Origin of the sequence: Chryseobacterium sp., from assembly GCF_022712095.1 — a bacterium.
GTDB lineage: Bacteria > Bacteroidota > Bacteroidia > Flavobacteriales > Weeksellaceae > Chryseobacterium.
This window is the reverse complement of the sequence record NZ_JALAHD010000179.1, coordinates 1-17,070: the sequence shown is the minus strand read 5'-3', so window position 1 is coordinate 17,070 and position 17,070 is coordinate 1. Positions and strand designations below refer to the sequence as shown.

The 17,070-nt window shown below is 35.7% G+C and carries 17 protein-coding genes; 7 read left to right on the top strand and 10 right to left on the bottom strand.

The genetic code is table 11. The features are described 5' to 3' along the window. Nucleotides 1-28: 28 nt before the first annotated feature. Nucleotides 29-694: a hypothetical protein gene (locus Q0A18_RS09350; protein ID WP_292009888.1), complete on the top strand. Its 666-nt coding sequence runs from the start codon at nucleotides 29-31 to the stop codon at nucleotides 692-694. Continuing rightward, complete coding sequence (locus Q0A18_RS09345) at nucleotides 648-1,196, top strand: GNAT family N-acetyltransferase (RefSeq protein WP_292009887.1); 549 nt, start codon at nucleotides 648-650, stop codon at nucleotides 1,194-1,196. Before Q0A18_RS09350 ends, Q0A18_RS09345 begins: the two co-directional genes overlap by 47 nt. Before the next feature lie 6 nt (nucleotides 1,197-1,202). On the opposite strand, the gene bcp is transcribed toward Q0A18_RS09345, so the two are convergent. After that, entirely contained in the window at nucleotides 1,203-1,652 is a 450-nt protein-coding gene (gene bcp / locus Q0A18_RS09340) for a thioredoxin-dependent thiol peroxidase (protein ID WP_292009886.1), read from the bottom strand. Between the two features lie 32 nt (nucleotides 1,653-1,684). On the opposite strand from bcp, the gene nth reads away from it, so the two are divergent. Continuing rightward, a complete protein-coding gene (gene nth / locus Q0A18_RS09335) occupies nucleotides 1,685-2,305 on the top strand; it encodes an endonuclease III (RefSeq protein WP_292009885.1) in 621 nt (206 codons plus the stop codon). A 167-nt stretch (nucleotides 2,306-2,472) separates the two neighbouring features. Here the strand turns inward: nth and Q0A18_RS09330 are convergent, their stop codons facing one another. Together Q0A18_RS09330 and Q0A18_RS09325 are read right to left on the bottom strand one after the other, a co-directional pair. Next, the gene (locus Q0A18_RS09330; RefSeq protein ID WP_292009884.1) at nucleotides 2,473-3,135 is read right to left on the bottom strand and encodes a DUF6438 domain-containing protein; all 663 of its coding nucleotides are present in this window, start codon (nucleotides 3,133-3,135) and stop codon (nucleotides 2,473-2,475) included. 232 nt (nucleotides 3,136-3,367) lie between these two features. Beyond that, a complete protein-coding gene (locus tag Q0A18_RS09325) occupies nucleotides 3,368-5,164 on the bottom strand; it encodes a DUF885 domain-containing protein (protein WP_292009883.1) in 1,797 nt (598 codons plus the stop codon). A 167-nt stretch (nucleotides 5,165-5,331) separates the two neighbouring features. On the opposite strand from Q0A18_RS09325, the gene Q0A18_RS09320 reads away from it, so the two are divergent. The 4 genes from Q0A18_RS09320 to Q0A18_RS09305 all read left to right on the top strand — a co-directional run bounded on the left by Q0A18_RS09320 (nucleotide 5,332) and on the right by Q0A18_RS09305 (nucleotide 7,985). Next, nucleotides 5,332-5,793, top strand: a complete 462-nt coding sequence (locus tag Q0A18_RS09320) for a hypothetical protein (RefSeq protein WP_292009882.1) — start codon at nucleotides 5,332-5,334, stop codon at nucleotides 5,791-5,793. Nucleotides 5,794-5,966: 173 nt separating this feature from the next. Further along, complete coding sequence (locus Q0A18_RS09315) at nucleotides 5,967-6,671, top strand: MotA/TolQ/ExbB proton channel family protein (protein ID WP_292009881.1); 705 nt, start codon at nucleotides 5,967-5,969, stop codon at nucleotides 6,669-6,671. 10 nt (nucleotides 6,672-6,681) lie between these two features. Next, nucleotides 6,682-7,080, top strand: a complete 399-nt coding sequence (locus tag Q0A18_RS09310; RefSeq protein ID WP_292009880.1) for a biopolymer transporter ExbD — start codon at nucleotides 6,682-6,684, stop codon at nucleotides 7,078-7,080. Between the two features lie 23 nt (nucleotides 7,081-7,103). After that, on the top strand, nucleotides 7,104-7,985 hold the full coding sequence (locus Q0A18_RS09305; RefSeq protein ID WP_292009879.1) for a ferric siderophore ABC transporter substrate-binding protein: 882 nt from the start codon (nucleotides 7,104-7,106) through the stop codon (nucleotides 7,983-7,985). Between the two features lie 17 nt (nucleotides 7,986-8,002). Here the strand turns inward: Q0A18_RS09305 and Q0A18_RS09300 are convergent, their stop codons facing one another. The 7 genes from Q0A18_RS09300 to Q0A18_RS09270 form a co-directional block, all read right to left on the bottom strand. Beyond that, nucleotides 8,003-8,824 (bottom strand): siderophore-interacting protein, encoded by an 822-nt coding sequence (locus Q0A18_RS09300; protein ID WP_292009878.1) that lies wholly within the window; start codon nucleotides 8,822-8,824, stop codon nucleotides 8,003-8,005. A 12-nt stretch (nucleotides 8,825-8,836) separates the two neighbouring features. Then, nucleotides 8,837-9,886, bottom strand: coding sequence for a heparan-alpha-glucosaminide N-acetyltransferase domain-containing protein (locus tag Q0A18_RS09295; RefSeq protein WP_292009877.1), 1,050 nt, complete (start codon nucleotides 9,884-9,886; stop codon nucleotides 8,837-8,839). A 1-nt stretch (nucleotide 9,887) separates the two neighbouring features. Further along, nucleotides 9,888-11,240 carry a SidA/IucD/PvdA family monooxygenase gene (locus Q0A18_RS09290; protein WP_292009876.1) on the bottom strand — a complete coding sequence of 451 codons (1,353 nt, stop codon included), beginning with the start codon at nucleotides 11,238-11,240 and terminating at the stop codon, nucleotides 9,888-9,890. 24 nt (nucleotides 11,241-11,264) lie between these two features. Continuing rightward, complete coding sequence (locus Q0A18_RS09285; RefSeq protein WP_292009875.1) at nucleotides 11,265-12,956, bottom strand: GNAT family N-acetyltransferase; 1,692 nt, start codon at nucleotides 12,954-12,956, stop codon at nucleotides 11,265-11,267. Nucleotides 12,957-12,969: 13 nt separating this feature from the next. Continuing rightward, nucleotides 12,970-13,401 (bottom strand): DoxX family membrane protein, encoded by a 432-nt coding sequence (locus Q0A18_RS09280; protein WP_292009874.1) that lies wholly within the window; start codon nucleotides 13,399-13,401, stop codon nucleotides 12,970-12,972. 11 nt (nucleotides 13,402-13,412) lie between these two features. Further along, complete coding sequence (locus tag Q0A18_RS09275) at nucleotides 13,413-14,675, bottom strand: hypothetical protein (RefSeq protein WP_292009873.1); 1,263 nt, start codon at nucleotides 14,673-14,675, stop codon at nucleotides 13,413-13,415. 25 nt (nucleotides 14,676-14,700) lie between these two features. Continuing rightward, nucleotides 14,701-17,070 (bottom strand): TonB-dependent receptor plug domain-containing protein (locus Q0A18_RS09270; RefSeq protein WP_292009872.1); only part of this gene is annotated, 2,370 nt, incomplete at its 5' end.

The window sequence follows — 17,070 nt, the reverse complement described above, 5'->3', positions numbered from 1 at the left end:
GTATATTTTCTGCTAGACTTATGAAATTATGGAAAGAGCTATCAATAAAATAGTTTTGTTGTCATTTCTTTTAATAGGAATGTTGGGGTATGCGCAGAACAAAACAAAATTTGTGAATACACATACTGTGCTCGCTAAAATAGAGCCGAATATAAAAACTGATTTTTGGATATTGGTCTATAATGAATATGGAAAAGATCAGGAACTCAAAGTATATGGAACTAAAAAAGATTATACGCCGCAGTTTTCAGGATTTGATCTCTTTCCTAGTGAAGATACATTCTATTATATCGTTTACTCTTCGGGAGGTAAGATTAATTATATAACGGATTTAGAAGGGTTAAAAGCTTTTGTAGGAAGAATAGATAATGTTGAAGAAGCTGCTATTATGGCTACAATTGAGGAAGGATATGTAATTGATGAGCAGTTTAAAGATGTAGCAGGGAATTATTACGAAGATAAAACTAACTATTATTTGGATTTGGGTAAGCTTACTTCTAAGGAATGTCCATATCAAAAGAAACATTATACTTTAACGGTTAATAAATCTACGGGGAAAATCACCGATATAAAAGATAATGGAACTTATATAGAACTGTATAATAAGAAATGCAAGAATAATCCACGGTTACTTAAAATTGAGAAAAATGAGGAGCCTAAAGAGGAACCAAAGAAAACAACCCAACGAAGATAACTGTTTCGAAACAGAAAGATTGCTTTTGTGTCCAATGTCTGTGGATGATGCACCTTTTATTTTTGAATTATACAACCGTCCAAAATTTATTCAATATATCGGAGATCGTAATTTACGCTCAGTTTTGGATGCCGAAAAATATATTAAAGAAAGATTTCTTCCCCAGTTTGAAAAATTGGGATTTGGCAATTACTTGATGACCCTTAAAGAAACAAATGAGAAGATTGGCGCAGTGGGTATTTTTGAAAGAGAAGGACTTGATATAGTTGATATAGGCTTTTCACTGCTTGACGAATTTGAAGGAAAAGGATTTGCCTATGAAGCAGCAAAGAGAATAAAAACTTTGGGAATGGAAAGTTTTGGTTTAAAGAAAATATCAGCGATTACCACAAAGGATAATACCTCTTCTCAAAATCTAATTCAAAAGTTAGGGCTGAAATACCAGAAAAATATAACTCTTCCTGATGACGAAGAAGAGTTAATGTATTTTGAAACAGAATAAAAGCTTTTATCCTTCTAATATTTGTTCAGCAGCAGTTTTCGATGTTACTTTCTCAATAACTCTTGTACAGATTCCTTTTTCATCAAAAAGGAATGTGGTTCTTACAATTCCCATATAAGTTTTTCCGAAAGTCTTTTTTTCCTGCCAAACTCCAAATTTTTCAATGATATCACGGTTTTCATCCGCAACAAGATCATAAGGAAAATTAAATTTGCTATGAAAGTTTTTCTGTTTTTTTATAGAATCTCCACTTATTCCCAATAGCTGAAATCCGGCTTTTTTCAATCGAGAATAATTATCGCTTAGATTACAGGCTTCCACTGTACAGGTGGGAGTATTAGCCTGTGGATAAAAGAAAATCACTAATTTTTTTCCTAAGAAATCTGATGACTTTATACTTGTACCATCCTGGTTAATACCTTCAAATTCCGGTAATGTGTCTCCGATTTTCAACATAATGCTTAATTTTGTTCAAATTTAATGGTTAAATGACAAAAAAGCAAAGAGCGGAATTAGTTCAGACTGAATTGGAAAAACTCTACCCTGAAGTTCCCATTCCTTTAGCACATACAGATCCTTATACGCTGATGGTTGCCGTTGCACTTTCGGCTCAGACTACTGATAAAAAGGTAAATGAAGTAACTCCTAATCTTTTCAAAGTAGCTGGTACACCTGAAAAAATGGCTAAGCTCGAAGTAGCAGAAATTAAAGAACTTATCAAAGAAATCGGACTTTCCAATACAAAAGCCAAAAATCTTAAAAGAATGGCAGAGCTTTTATTGGAAAGACATAATGGAATTGTTCCCCAAACATATGAAGAGCTTGAAGCATTGCCTGGTGTAGGACATAAGACGGCTTCTGTTGTAATGAGCCAGGGCTTTGGATTTCCTGCTTTTCCTGTAGATACACATATTCACAGGCTGATGACACAGTGGAAGCTTACTTCAGGTAAAAATGTTGTGGAAACAGAAAAAGATGCTAAAAATATCTTCCATGAAGATGTATGGAATAAACTCCATTTACAAATTATTTTCTATGGAAGAGAATATTCACCTGCAAGAGGAAAAGGAGATAAAGACTTTATTACTAAAATGCTATTTGAGAAGTAAAACGAGCACTATCTCAAAAAAGTAGCCCTTTCTATCTCATCGTAAAATAATGATGACAAAAAATAAAAAAGAATCCAAGTTCCCCTTCTAGGAAGGGGTGGATTTTTGTGAAACAAAAAGACGGGGTAGTTAGATACAACCACACCCCATATCTTCTCTCCCCTTAACTATTTTAAACTAAAAAGTAAATCATAAAACTGTCTCAATCCCCTTGTTCCCATTCCTCCATAATCACTGATCTTTTTTACTTTCATATTATCGTACGTTATCTCCAATCTGTTAGTTGAGGCATCAGAATACCCAACTTCATATTCATCTGCAAGATTTTCAAAATCAATATAGTTTAATAAATCAATTACTTCCTTGAATTTTTCCTGAGAGAGTTTTGAATTATAATAGGTTGTTCTATCACGACCTGTAATTGTGTACATCATATCTCGATTTGATATGATTTCTACATCTAAATCATCATTAGGACCATATCCTCCACTGCATCTTAATTTTATTTCTAAGATATGATGTTTTTTAAGGATATCGTTATTTTCAATAAATTCTCCGTTTCTATAAATAAGTGTTTCTTTAGTAAACAAGGAGCCGTATCTGCCCTGAATTTTATTTCTGTAATACACTATTTTGTTGCTTTCTACAATTGCTGGAAATGAACAAGCTTCATACAATTCCCCCTGACTGATCTTTTTCAGTTCAAAACGATCTCCCATATCCAGAACACAAATTGTTTGAGGTCCTTCTGAAGTATTTCCCGTAATTAGAATGTCTGTTAAGCCGTTATTATCAAAATCTGATTTCTCCCAGTTTGTTTTAATATTCAAGCTGTCAGCCGTAATTTTACAATATCCATCATATTTTAACTCTTCATTAAGCGTCAGGGAATAATCAATTTCGTTATCATTGAGAAACCTTTGGAGACCTTCAGAAGTATTTAAGGAATCAATCTTATTAGGTTTCTTATTTAGATTCTGACAATTTACAAAAGAGAGAAAACCGGAAATTAATAAGAAAAAAAATCATTCCTTTCATCAGTAGTTTATATTTTATGAAAGTTTATTTCACCTTCTTCGCCCAAAGTTCCATTTTCCGGTTAAGAACATCCAAAGGAAGACATCCCTGGCTTAAAACTTCATCATGAAAAGCAGCAAGGCTAAATTTAGATCCAAGCTGTTTCTGATACTTATCTCTAAGTTCACGGATTCTTAATGCACCTATTTTATATCCTAATGCCTGCCCCGGCATAGCCATATATCTTTCCACTTCAGCGGTTGCTCCCCCTTCATCATAAGAAATATTATTTAGGAAATACTGAATAGCTTCTTCTCTTGTCATTTTTCCTGTGTGTAGACCTGTATCTACTACTAATCTTACAGCTCTTAGCATCTGGTCACTTAGGTAGCCCATTTTCTGGTAAGGATCGGTATACAGTCCAAATTCAGGTCCTAATGTTTCACAATAATGGGCCCATCCTTCACCATAAGCTCCTAACCATCCGAATCTCATGAATTTAGGGAGTTTTGTATTTTCCTGCTGCAGGGAAACCTGATAATGGTGTCCTGGAATGGCCTCATGAAGAAATAAAGATTCCATTCCTGAAGTGACGTTGAATTTAGAAGGGTCGGGAAGTGGAACATAGAAAATTCCTGGTCTCTTTCCATCTGGAGTTCCCTGAATGTATTCGGCACTGGCACTGGCTTCTCTGAATTTTTCAGTTTGTCGGATTTCAAATTTTGTGGTGGGTGTTACGCTGAACATTGTCTCCAATTTTGGAGTGATCTTGGTCAAAATACCGTTAAAAGCACCCAGAACCTCCTTAGAAGTTTTATAAGGCATAGCTTTAGGATCTGTTTTAACGAAGCTTATAAACTCTTCTAAAGTTCCTGTAAAACCTACTTGTTGCTTTACCTTTTCCATCTCTTCACGGAGCATGGCAACTTGTTGAAGGCCTACTTTGTTGATCTCTTCGGGGGAACTGTTGGTTGTAGTCCAGCTTTTCACATAATATCGATAGATATCATCACCTTTCGGCAGGCTGTTGTACCCATCTGTTTCCCTAGCTTTAGGAAAGTATTCTGTTTCCAGGAATTTCCCCATTTGAGTGTAAGCAGGAATTATTTTTTTAATGATGGCATCTTTATAAAGGGTAGTATATTTATTTTTTTGAGCCTCTGTAAAGTCTTTAGGAAATTTTCTGATGGGTCCGTAAAAAATATTTTTTTCCATATCCGGGCTTGTTATTTCCTCAGCTTTCATTTGAGGAATCATTTTAATCACCAGTTTTTTTGGAAGAACGATTTTATTGCTGATTCCTTCCCTGAAGTTTTCCTGAGCCGTTTCCATCCATTCCGGGAACTTTTCCATTCTTTTAAGCCAATCCGCATAGTCCTTTTCCGTGTTGAATGGCTGACTTCCCTCTCCACTTCCAAATAGTGGAAAAGTCAACGGCAATCCGGAAAATTGAGTGAAAGGAATGTATTCCGGGTGGTAAGCATAAGCTTCAATTTTATCTTTCAGCGTATAATCTAAAACATTATATACAACTTTATTATCATCAGACAGGTTCTTATAATCTACCTGATCAAGCTGCTTTTGAACAGAATTATAAAATGCAATTTCTCCTGAAATGAAATCTTTATCGATATTGATTGCTAATTGGTCATTATATCTGGTGTCCCCCTGTGAAGTAGCTTCTAAGGGATATAGTTTTAAATATTGCTCATAATAGTTGGCAGCAATAGAATCCAGATTAGTAGGAGTTATTTTAGTAAGAGGTGAATCAGTTTTCTTACATGAAAGCAGGCTGAGAGCCAAACTAAGGGCAATTATACTTTTCGATAAAATATTTTTCATTTTCAGAATCTTTGGAATAACAAAATTAAGTATTATTCATAAACCAATTATCTGCATAACTGATTTTAAAATTATTTTTTCAAAATATTTTTCACATTCACACAATTTTTTATCTTTGTTGAAAACGTTTAACACTCACATTATTACACTTCTTTTTTTAGGAAAAAATGAAAGGGATTTTAAAAATTTACCATCCGGACGAAACGCTAAAATACAATATACGAAACAGTTATTGCAAAGCAGTTTACAGCAACAAACAACACTTTCTGGAGGTAGAAATTATTACAGATGATAGTTTAGATCATGTAGATGATGATTCTTTACAATACAATTTTCCCCAGCTCTCATTGGAAATATTTGATTTTCCTATAGAAGCGGCGGAACTTGAAGGAAAAATAATTAACATTAATGACTCTGAAGAGGAAACTTTCACCGAAGTAGATCTTTTTGATGATGAAGAAGCTTATCTATATGATAATGAGCTTTTATTTGAAAAGAATGAAGAAGGAGAGCTGCAGGTGATCTGGAAAGGATCCATTGATGATTTTTATACAGGTTCGGGTACTCCAATCCCATTCAGACTTAAATGTGAATTTAAGCAGGATGATATTGAAGTAGACGAAGACTAGCTTTTCTTAGAATTTATCGTTACAATATGATTTCTTTTCAACAGATTTTGGAAAGGAATTTGTCGTTTATATATAAATAACAAATATTTAAGTTGTTTTTAAGCAATTTTTAAGATATCAATTGATAATATTACTTTATTTTTGTCATTTAAAACCATTATAATATTCAAATAATGCTGTTAACGGAACTTACGCAAATTTTGTTCGCACAAATTACCACTCCTGCAATAGCTGCAGATGATTTAGAGTTTTCATTCTGGAAAATAATGTTTCACGGGGGAGCCTTTGCCAAAATAGTAATGGTAACGGTAATACTCTTGGGAATATTCTCTGTATACCTTTTCTTTGAGCGCTTTTTCTTTATCAAAAGGCTTACCTCAAAAACTGATTCCAATTTTATGGATAATATTGAGGATTTCATTAGGGAAGGAAAAATCGAAGCGGCAGCAGATTACTGTAAAACCCAGAACTCACCGGAAGGAAGAATTCTGGAAAAGGGAATCTCAAGGCTGGGACGCCCTGTTTCTGATATTGTAAGCGCTATGGAATCTCAGGCACAGGTAGAAGTAGCCAATATGGAGAAAAACCTCAATCTTTTGGCTGTTGTACCGAGTATAGCTCCGATGTTGGGGCTTTTAGGAACGGTTATTGGGATGATTATTGCTTTCTTTAATCTATCTCATGCTACCGGCTCATTCTCGCCCAAGACTCTTTCAGAAGGTATCTATACGGCATTAGGACAAACTGCGGTAGGTTTGGCCGTTGCAATTCCGGCCAACTTCTTTTATAATATTCTTCTTACAAGAATTGATAAGTTTGTATTAAAGGCACAGAATATATCAGGTGAATTTTTAGATATTATCAACAAACCATTATAAATTATTTCTAATGAAAATTCACAGAAGAAATAAAGCTAACCCTGAATTTAGTTTGGCAGCAATGACAGATGTTATATTGCTGTTGTTGATATTTTTTATGATTACTTCTTCTGCTGCGAATCAGAGTGCAATTGATGTCAATTTACCGAAGACAGCAAGTACAGATGATAATATACCGAATCCATTAACTGTAAGTATAAAACCTGACGGGTCTTATTATGTGGATGATTTACCGGTGAGCAGAGAACAACTGGAACAAACCGTTGTGAATGATCTTAAAAGTAAGTCGAGTCAGTCTTTTACTATAAGAGCAGATGAAAATACGATGCATAAAGATGTGGTTTTCGTAATGGAGATTGCAGAAAAATATAAATTCAATATTGCGATAGCCACCGTTAAGGATAAATAAATTTAAGCTGAAGAATTTTAGTGATGCGAGGATATACAGCCAATAAGCAGGAAGAATATAAGGACAAGGTAAAGAGTGGAATACTTTCTATTCTTATTTGGTCTGCTATTCTGCTTTTTGTTTTCCTTTATAAATTAAAACCGACACAGGAAACCGAGCCTGAATTGGTTACAACGATGCTTGTTAATTTTGGAGATAACAGAAACGGGAACGGTATAGAAGAACCGGCAGAGCAGGAAGGCAGCCTTGCTGCTCAGACAGAAGAGGTGGCTCCTGACCCTGTAGAGGCCGAAGTTCCGGAAACAAAAACGGTAGTAAAACCGGATCCAAAACCTGAGACTAAAAAATCAGAAGCTAAGGAAAAAATTATTACCGGTAATAATACCAAAGTTACAGCTCCTAAAAAGGAGGAAACGAAAAGTAATAAAAAAGCAACTTCAGGAACTACCGCGGCGAAAACAACCAAAAAAAGCACTGCTGCTACAGGAAATGCAAAAACAGGAAGTGGAGACGGAAAAGGTAATGCTGCAATTGGTAATTTGATCAAAGGAAGAGGTAGTAAGGCAGGAAGTCAGGGTACCGGAACAGGGATAGGCAACGCCGGTGATCCTTTAGGCGGAGACGGAAATGGTGACAGTAAAGTAGGTATAGACAGAAAATTGGTAGGCTTTATTCCCGGAACAATGGGACGAGGAGGAGCTCAACCTTCTCATAAATGTACCGCAAGCGGATCTATTAGTATTGCTTACACGGTTGATAAAGCAGGAAATGTAGTTTCGGCAAGAAGATCCGGAGGTATTTCTGATCCATGTGTAGCTTCTACATCGATTTCGTGGGTAAAACAATATGTAAAAGCCGAAAAAGCAAGTACGTCTTCTACCGGAACTTATAAAATTACGTTTTAAAAATCTTTTCAGAAATTTTATTGAGGTTCATTCTCTTTTCTTCTTTCTGCTTCGGATCTATCTTCTGAAATACCGGATTTCCAATGAGAATAAGCACTCACCTCATCTCTATTCCATAATCTTTCTTTTCGGAGATACTGGCGAATATTTTTTACAGTAGTGAATTCAGCTGCAATATAGGCGAAGCGGTCTTCTTCGGGTAGTGGTAATTTCTTTAACCAATTGGCCAATTCGCTTCCCATTTGAGGATGGGTATTATAAATCCAGATCAGTTCAATCGATGCCTTTGTAAATAAGTTTTGTTTATCATTTTCATCAAAAACCTCAATGATACAAACTCCCTTTGCCGATATAGGAAGCTCCTCTAAAATACTTCCTATAACAGGAATTGCTGTAGCATCACCTACGAAAACGTAATTTTGTACCGTTTTATATAATTCTGTTTTTTCATTGGACATTAAAACACCTAATAAATCTCCCTTTTTTGCATTAATGGCCCATGCTGATGCCGGACCTTCATCACCATGGGAAACAAAGTCAATCCATAATTCTTTTCTTTTGGCGTTCACTCCTCTATGAGTATAAGTACGGATTGTAGGGCGTACCTCTTCCGGGGGATAAATCCACTGCATTTTTTTAGAATCTATTTTAGGAAAATAGATTTTATCTGCACCTTTAGGCGGGATTAGGATTTTGTTGTTTACCCCAACTGTAGTATTATCCTGTACCGTTTGTAGTCCATCTCCATATAAATAAACCCTGATATAATGAGGGGTAATATATTCTTTTCTGTTTACATATAAAGACAGTTCTATAAGTTTGAAATGTTCTCCACTCATGATATTAGGTTGTTAATTATAATTAAAAACTTCCTTGAAATAGGTAAGCCCGAAGGTAATGGCTGAAATGGTTAAAAATATCAGTATTATAACATTCCACGGTTGTGAGCCATAGGCAAAAAAATACCACCCCCAGCAAACAAGGATCCATTGAATAATGTAAATAGAAGTAACATTATTACTGCAAAATTTTAAAAACAGTATTGCTGAGTATGATAGTTTTTGGGAAGCAAAATAAGCAATAGAAAAAAGTAATAATAACTCCCCACAGTACATCATCAACACTCCGCCAGGCCTATGATAATAATCTGTAGAAAAATATTGAGTTAAACTATAATTAATGGATCGCCAGCCAAAAAATAATAAGATTATTCCAATGAAAGATAAGGATAGGAACAGCTTAGGAAGCTCATTTCTATGCTGGGATATATTGATCTGACAACCTATTAAAAGCCCGAGAAAAGCAAATCCGATCCAGGGGAGTAAAGGGAAATATACCTGAAAGTTTTTTCCGTAGATAAAATTCAAGAGATAATTGGAACTTCCGATATCGTATAATAATGGTGCAATAATGAAAATAGCAACACTTAAGATAGCTCCTAAATATGGAGCACGGAGAATATATGGTTTGATGAAAGAACATATTATATAAGCGATTGCAGCAAACTGTAAGATATCACCAAGTAGCAAAAAACCAATAAGTCCTTCGGTATCATTAACACGATGGGTCTCTTTAAAAAGAGCTTCAGGAAAAACCTGAAGTATTTTTATTGTTGGATAAAATTTTAAAAGATTCAGAATATATCCCATAACGAATAATTGTGCACCCCGCTTTAGAATCTGATTTGCCGTTTTTTTTCCGGATAATAATATAGATGCCCCCATACTAAAAATGAAAACAGGTGCTCCCAAACCTTCTATGATGAATAATAACCATTTACTGAAATTATTGTAAATCGTTGATTCAGAGCCGTACATAATAAGCACATGTAATAGAATCATGATAAATACAGCAATGGTTTTAATAATATCAATTGCTATGAACCTTTGTTTTTGTACCATATTATCCATTCGTTGTTGAATATTGTGACTCAAGTAATTCAGGAACAAGATCAAATTCTTTTGGAATCCCAAAATCCTGAAAAGCTATTTTCCTTTCTAAATTAAAATGTTCATATCCTAAAATATCATTTAATATCATGGCATTACGATACGGTCCCATTCCTAAGTCGGAAGTCAGAATTCCGTGTGATGCTAATTCCGCATTAAGGATATAAAGGTTTTTCCCTGTTTTATTGATGTTATAAGTGGTGTCGGCTTTTAATTGACCGAAACAGTCACGGTTAATCAGATGATTGATCCCGTGAAGAAAATCAGGTTCCTGATGCTTATAACCGGTTGCCAGTATGATATAATCGGAGTGAAGCTGATAAGGCTTTTCAAGCATTTTGTGGAAAAGATCCATTTCAAAACCGGAAAATTTATCACCCGTCAAAGCTTCCAGACGTGTGTTTGGCAGAATACGTATAGGTAAAGGGGAATCACTATGAAGCTCCATATGGTATAGCTCATCATAGATCGTGTCAATTAAATCCTGATTAATCCCCTTATATAAAGCATCCTGGTTATTTACGATCTGATGACGTTTCCTTTCAGCCAATGAATGAAAATAGGATAGATAATCAGGAGAAGTATGTTCAAATGTTAACTTGGAACTTTCCATCGGGAAAAAACGTTCAGCTTCAGTCAGCCAATTAATTTTGAAATGTTTTTCTTCCATAGACCTTAACAGATCATGAAAAATTTCGGCAGCACTTTGGCCTGAACCAATGACGGAAATGGTGCTTCCCGGCTTGATATATTTTTTTCTGTAGGTGTATTGGGAAGAATGAAAAACACGCTCCTTTGTAAGCTCTTTTGTGAAGTCTGGTACCGAAGGAACTGTTCCTGTACCCACGATCAGCCTCCGTGTATGATAAAATTTAGTGGTTTTGTTAATCAGGTCATGAACTGTAACCTCATAGATCCCGTTATGTTTGGATGTATATTCTGTACTTTTTATCCGATGGCTGAATCTCAATTGTGGTAGTTGTGAAGCAACCCATTTACAGTAATTATTATAATCGGTCCGTGTGATGTAAAATGTTTCTCTGATACAGAACTTAAACAGCCGGTTGCTGGCAGCAAGGTAATTCAGGTAGCTGAATTTATTGGTGGGTTCCACAGAAGTTACAAGATCAGCGATATAGGGGACCTGTAAAGTACAGCCGTCTATCATTAGTCCTCTGTGCCAGTCGAAGGAAGGTGACTGATCAAAAAATAATGTTTTTAATGGTATTTGATCCGATAAAGCAGCCATTCCCAGATTGAAAGGGCCAATTCCTATTCCGATTACATCATATATGTTATTATTCATAATTGTTTTTTTGTAAGTAAATAATTAGACTTTAAGATAAATTTCAGAACAGGATGTATCTAAAATGTCCTGTACAGCATCTTTATACATTTCCCTGTTCAAAAAAGTAAGATTAGATGTTTTATAAGGAAGTGTAAGAGCTTTGCTGAATTCACATCCGACCTTAGTAATTAGATTATGGGTTCCTGCATGATCTACAGAAGCCTCACCAATCATTCTGTGTACCTGAGAATGAGAAAAGAAATGTTCCATACACATCGTAAGCGCGTAATAAGAGAAATTATTGATCTTCTTCTTGGCAGGTGCAATTAACATATGGAAACCATAATCTCCGGGATGGAAAGGGTAGTACTTACCGACTTCATCCTTAACAGCCCAATAAAGCTCTAAAGTAAAAATAGGCTCACCGTTCAATGTTCCAATATACGGATGTGAATAATCAACACCTAAGAGCTTAATGTAGGCTTCTTCCAGCTCTTCAATAGGACCGTCCATTTCCCAGAATTTTTTAGCATAGTCCTTATTGACCCACTCGTAAAGAATATCCAGGTCTGTATCAATGTCGAAAGCACGAATACCTATTTCCATGACGCTGTTTTCAAAATAACGCTTGTGGACTAATTCACCCTTTTCAGGTTTTATAAGTTTATCAGAATAATATTTGCTGTTAATCAAATGATTATGCTGATTAGCCTGACTGTGAATGTGCTCTGTGTCGTGTATTGAAAAGATAGAAGGTAAAAAGAAATCAACAAAAACTGTAGAATGGAAGATAAAATTTTTGTTTTCAGAATATAGATTATAAAATGCCAGCATAGAATGAGAAACTTCTTCTAACAGCTTCGCTTCGGTATTTATCCCTGATAATCCTAAAGCGCGGATTACAGGAAATAAGTTGTGGGTAAGAAGCTGAGTCTGTAAGAAATTTTCAATTTTCCTGATATTGAAATATTCCGGCAGGTCATTTTTTAAAATATAATTGCTATTGGAAAAGGACAGATGTGCCGGCAAACCTTCCTGGTCGGTTGTTATTATTGTATTTAATAAATTGGGGGCCGTGATTATGCCCTCTTCCGTATATTTATTGACAACACTTTGCAATAGACAATCGGTATAACTTTTTAACCACAGAATGGCAGCCTTACCGATATCCGTATTGGAATTGCCGGCATAATCTGATAGCAGCTGATGGAACCCGGCTAATTCTTCCTTTGTAGAATATTCATGGACTAAATTACTTAAAGCGACCTCATTATTTTCTTTTGCCTTTTTATCAGATAGAATAGGGGCAACGTCCGAAAATAGCTTAAAGGTCCGCTTTTCAATTAATTCATTATAAATATCCGTTACATGATCGATTGTGGCATAAAACTGAGGGGTGGCGGTCTCAGGAAACTGCTCTTTCATTAGAAATATAAGAGCTTCACCCATAGTAATTATCTCTATTTTTCCAAACCTTTCCGTTCTGATTCCCACATGGTTTCCAAAAACATGCATTCCCGTCAGGGATTTGTAATGAATTGGAAAATAAAGGATTCTATGATCATTTTTTAAATCGAACCGCACAAAATCAAGGGTTTGACAAGATTTCATGTAAAGAGCCAAGTGCTCATCATGCTTTGGTATAATATTTAGGAAATACCAACTGTTACATTCCCGCATCAAAAGATTGAATAAGAGATTATAGGAACTATTTAATATATTTAAAACTTTCATGATATTATTTTTTTCAAATGAATGTTTTCTGAGGTCGCAATAAATCTTCTTTGATTAATTTAAAATTCTCTACTATGAGATATAGGTTCAGGATAAGGACGATAAGATCAAAATATAAAAAATCCATCGCGTGGCTTATGAATACATGCGTGCAGAACATCCCTACAGATAAGGGAAGTAACCAGATTGCTCCCAGGAAATAAGTCCGTCTGAAAATAAGCAGCAGACCGCCAATTAACTGGGCAACTCCGATTACCCAGATAAAATTTGTACGCTCCCAGATCAGATAGAAATCTAAGAAATCTCCCTTCAGTCCGAAATCAATATACTCATGGGGATTTATTCTGGCTGCCAGCTTTTCATATCCATGCGGAATAAAAACGTATGCTAAAAGAGCCCGGCAAACATAGCTCAGTCCGGTCATTATCTTTTTTGAAAGCTCCATGATCCGGTGTATTAGTTGGTCATAATATTGAAGCCCATTAATCTTCCGCTTCCTTTCAATCGAAAGGTTTCCTTCACGCCGCCTGTCAGTGGATCATACTCATAAGCTCCCGCAAAATTTTCTGTCGTATTATTAGATATGAAATAGATCTTGCCTTTATGGTAAAAAGGATTCTGATAAGAATAGAAGTTGTCCGGTAACATATCATTTATCCTTTTTGCTTTTTTGGTATTGACATCGATTTCTGTCCAGTACCATATATCCTGTCTGTAAGTGACACCGTGCTGTCCACCGGAATAATAGGATGTTGCCCTGCTTGATATGGTGGTGTAAATTTTATTGTTATAAGCAAATATTCTGTTGAAATCACTTGGATATTGATAATCTGAAATTTTCAATTCGAAGTTAGGATCAAATGTCATTTCTCCGTTCTTAATCCGTAATATTTTCGATTCTGGGGTCTGCGTTCTCATATTACCTATTGCAACCACATATAAATCTTTGGTTACTTCGTCAATACTCCATAAAACATGATCTGCAAACAGGCCTAAGTTAGAGGGACCTGCATATTGTGTAACACCTTCTATTGTATTTGTTGCCAGGTCATAAACAGCAATCTCTACCTTTGCTTCTTTGGGAGTTACCTGCCATGCCGTAGTACGTGTTCCATGCTGAACATCTACATATAATTTATTATCACGCTTGGCCAGGATTAATTGACCGGCAGCTTCGTATGGACTGGTTCCGTCAGATAAAGAAGTAAAATCAATTTCACCCGTACGCTGCATCGTAGAAGGATTAAATTTCTGAACCTTTAAACCACCTACAGACAGATCCCAATAATAGCCTTCCGAGGAACTCACCACTAGGAAATTAGTTTCATAAGTATTATTAGGAGTACTTAAAAAACCGTCAGCAGAAAACTTCCCTGACTCGAGTTTATATTTGGAAACTCCAATATTGCTCGAAAGAGATCCATCTTTTTTATATAAAACGTTATTAATAACCCGTCCCCCGGCGGAATATCCCAATTGATAGAATGCCACCGTTGACAGGTCTATTTCCCGGGATTTATTACTTCCTAATGCATAAATTCCACCCGACCAGTTCTCTGTTCCATTAAAAATGATCCATGTTTCATCCTGAGGAAGGGTATCCGTATTTTCAGAGACGAATCCGGATTCTGTATTGCTATCATCATCATTACCGCACGAAAGCAATAAGAAGAATGATAAGAGTGTTGTAAAGATAAATTTAAATGGTGTTTTTCTCATGATTATAATATTGGATTATTAAAAATTAATTAATTGTATAAACTATTTTAAAATGAAAAGACCGCCCTGGCTTCTGAATATTGAAATTGTCATAGAGTTTGACATTCCCGATATTGAGTACTTCGAATGAAGCATTTATTTTTTTGTTTGAAAATTGATAATGAATCCCTAAATCATTGGAAAACTGTCCGAGTCTTCCGTCATTGGGAATAATTAATTCCGATTCCACCTGCTCTGCATCACCGAAAAGACCAGGCTCCTGATTTTTGGGTATATTGGTAAGATAAAAACGATGTACATAATTAAGGTTCCATCTAAGGCTTAATTTATCTTTTTCTTTAAAAATATTATCAAGAGTACCGTTCAGGAAGACATTTCCAAACAAAAACGGGATGTTGGGCACCCGTGAACCTTCATAAATTCTGAATTCAGGTCTTTCCTTAACACGGCGTATATCCTGATATGTTGCATTAAAACCGAAATTCACATAATTTTTAAGATTATAATTGGCTTCCAGTTCGGCACCCATAATTTCCACTTCATAGAAGTTAATATACCGGCTGTAGGGAATATCGGGCTGTAAGAAAATAGCATCCTGAACTCTTCGATAGAAAAGATTGGCCGCAAGAATTCCATTATTCTTTTTATTTCCGAAAGCATACTGGCCATTCAGGTTGATGTTATGACTTTTTTCCGGATTTAAATCAAGATTTTCTTTAATTAACACACCGTCACCAAATATTTCCAGCTCATCCGGAAGACGAATGGCATACTCATAAGAAAGCTTTAGCAGATAATCATCATTGTTCCATTTTAAGCCGGCTAAATAGCCTAAACTGCTATTGGATTTGGAAGATTGCCATGCAAAATTGAATTTGTCAGTGGTAAAACCTTCTGTTTTACTGTTATAATACTTAACGGCAATAATACTTTCCAGTTTTTTATCCAGCCATTGTGAACGAACTGCCAGTGCAGCTATATTCTTTTGATAGGTCGCTGGAATTTCCAAAATATCAATATCATAAACAGGTGAGATGGCCCCCAGCGGATCACTTCCTTTTCTGTACTGATGGTAAAATAACTCGCCAAACTCTATAAAATGATGATCGGTGAACTCGTACGTTGCATTAATTCGGGTTGAAAACAGGTCGTAATGCAAACGCTGGTTACTTCCGTTATTAATTTCACCAATGGACTGGTTTCTGAGGATGATGTCACCATCCCAATTATAACGTACCGTTGCCGTGTCAATAAGTTTTGTGTTAAAACGGCCGTAATTAAATGTGGAAGACATCGTAAGTTTATTATCAAAGAATCCCTTCTTATATACCAAAATGGCGGCATAATTGCGTTCTTTGCTGAAAGGCTCCCCGTAGACCTGACCCATTTCACTATCGTTTTGAATCTCTTTATAGAAATCTGAAAAAATCAGAGATAGCCTTAGGTCATCTGCCCATTTTTTATCCCGGGTGCCGGCAAATATTTCTCCATAATACGATCTTGTAGCATCATGAAAACGCTTTACTTCTTTACTGTATTCCTGACCGGTTTCGGAGTTTACAAAAGGAGCATCGATTTTGTAATTATTGTTCGAATAATTGTAGGCTGTATTTAATCCAAAATAATAAGAAGGATTATTTTTATTGGTAATAAACACATTGGCAGTGGCACGATGGGTATTGAATGAACCTATTTCATAAGAGATTTCCGCTAAATTCGATTTAGGATTACGTGTTACAAGATTTATTCCGCCTCCTAATGCATCAGAAGCCAGATATATGGGCATGGATCCTTTGTAGACCTCTATCCGTTCCAGCATATTGGCGGGGACTGTCCCAATGTTGAAGCCGTGTCCGAATAACTCAATCGGAATTCCGTCTTTAAACATTCGGATCGCTTTACCCTGTAATCCACCCAGGTTGATTTGTGTTGATGAACCCAGATTACCGTTGTTCCTGATTTTTATTCCTGTTGACTTATTCAGAAGATTACTGATATCCCCCGCTGTATCATATTTTTCTTTCATGTCAATAACCTGAACAGAGAAAGGAGAATTCTCCAGCTTCTGTTTGATGGATTGTGATCTGATGACAACTTCTTCCAGTTGTTTTGTCTTCTCCTTTGGAATAAGCAATGAATAATGTTTTGTTTCACAACTGATCACTATATTTTGCGTGTCTATTAACTGCTCACCTTCATAAATGGAAATAGTATATTCTCCTTCTTCCAGATTGATTAAATCGCTGTTCCCATCAGATCTTATATGTATTTTTTGATTGGCAATAACCATCACGGTATTTTTTATAGGTCTGCCGTTTTCCCTTTTTAAAGAAAATGACACTTCACATGCGAAGGCTTTGGAGCTGATAAACAATAAAATAAAAAGATACTTCAT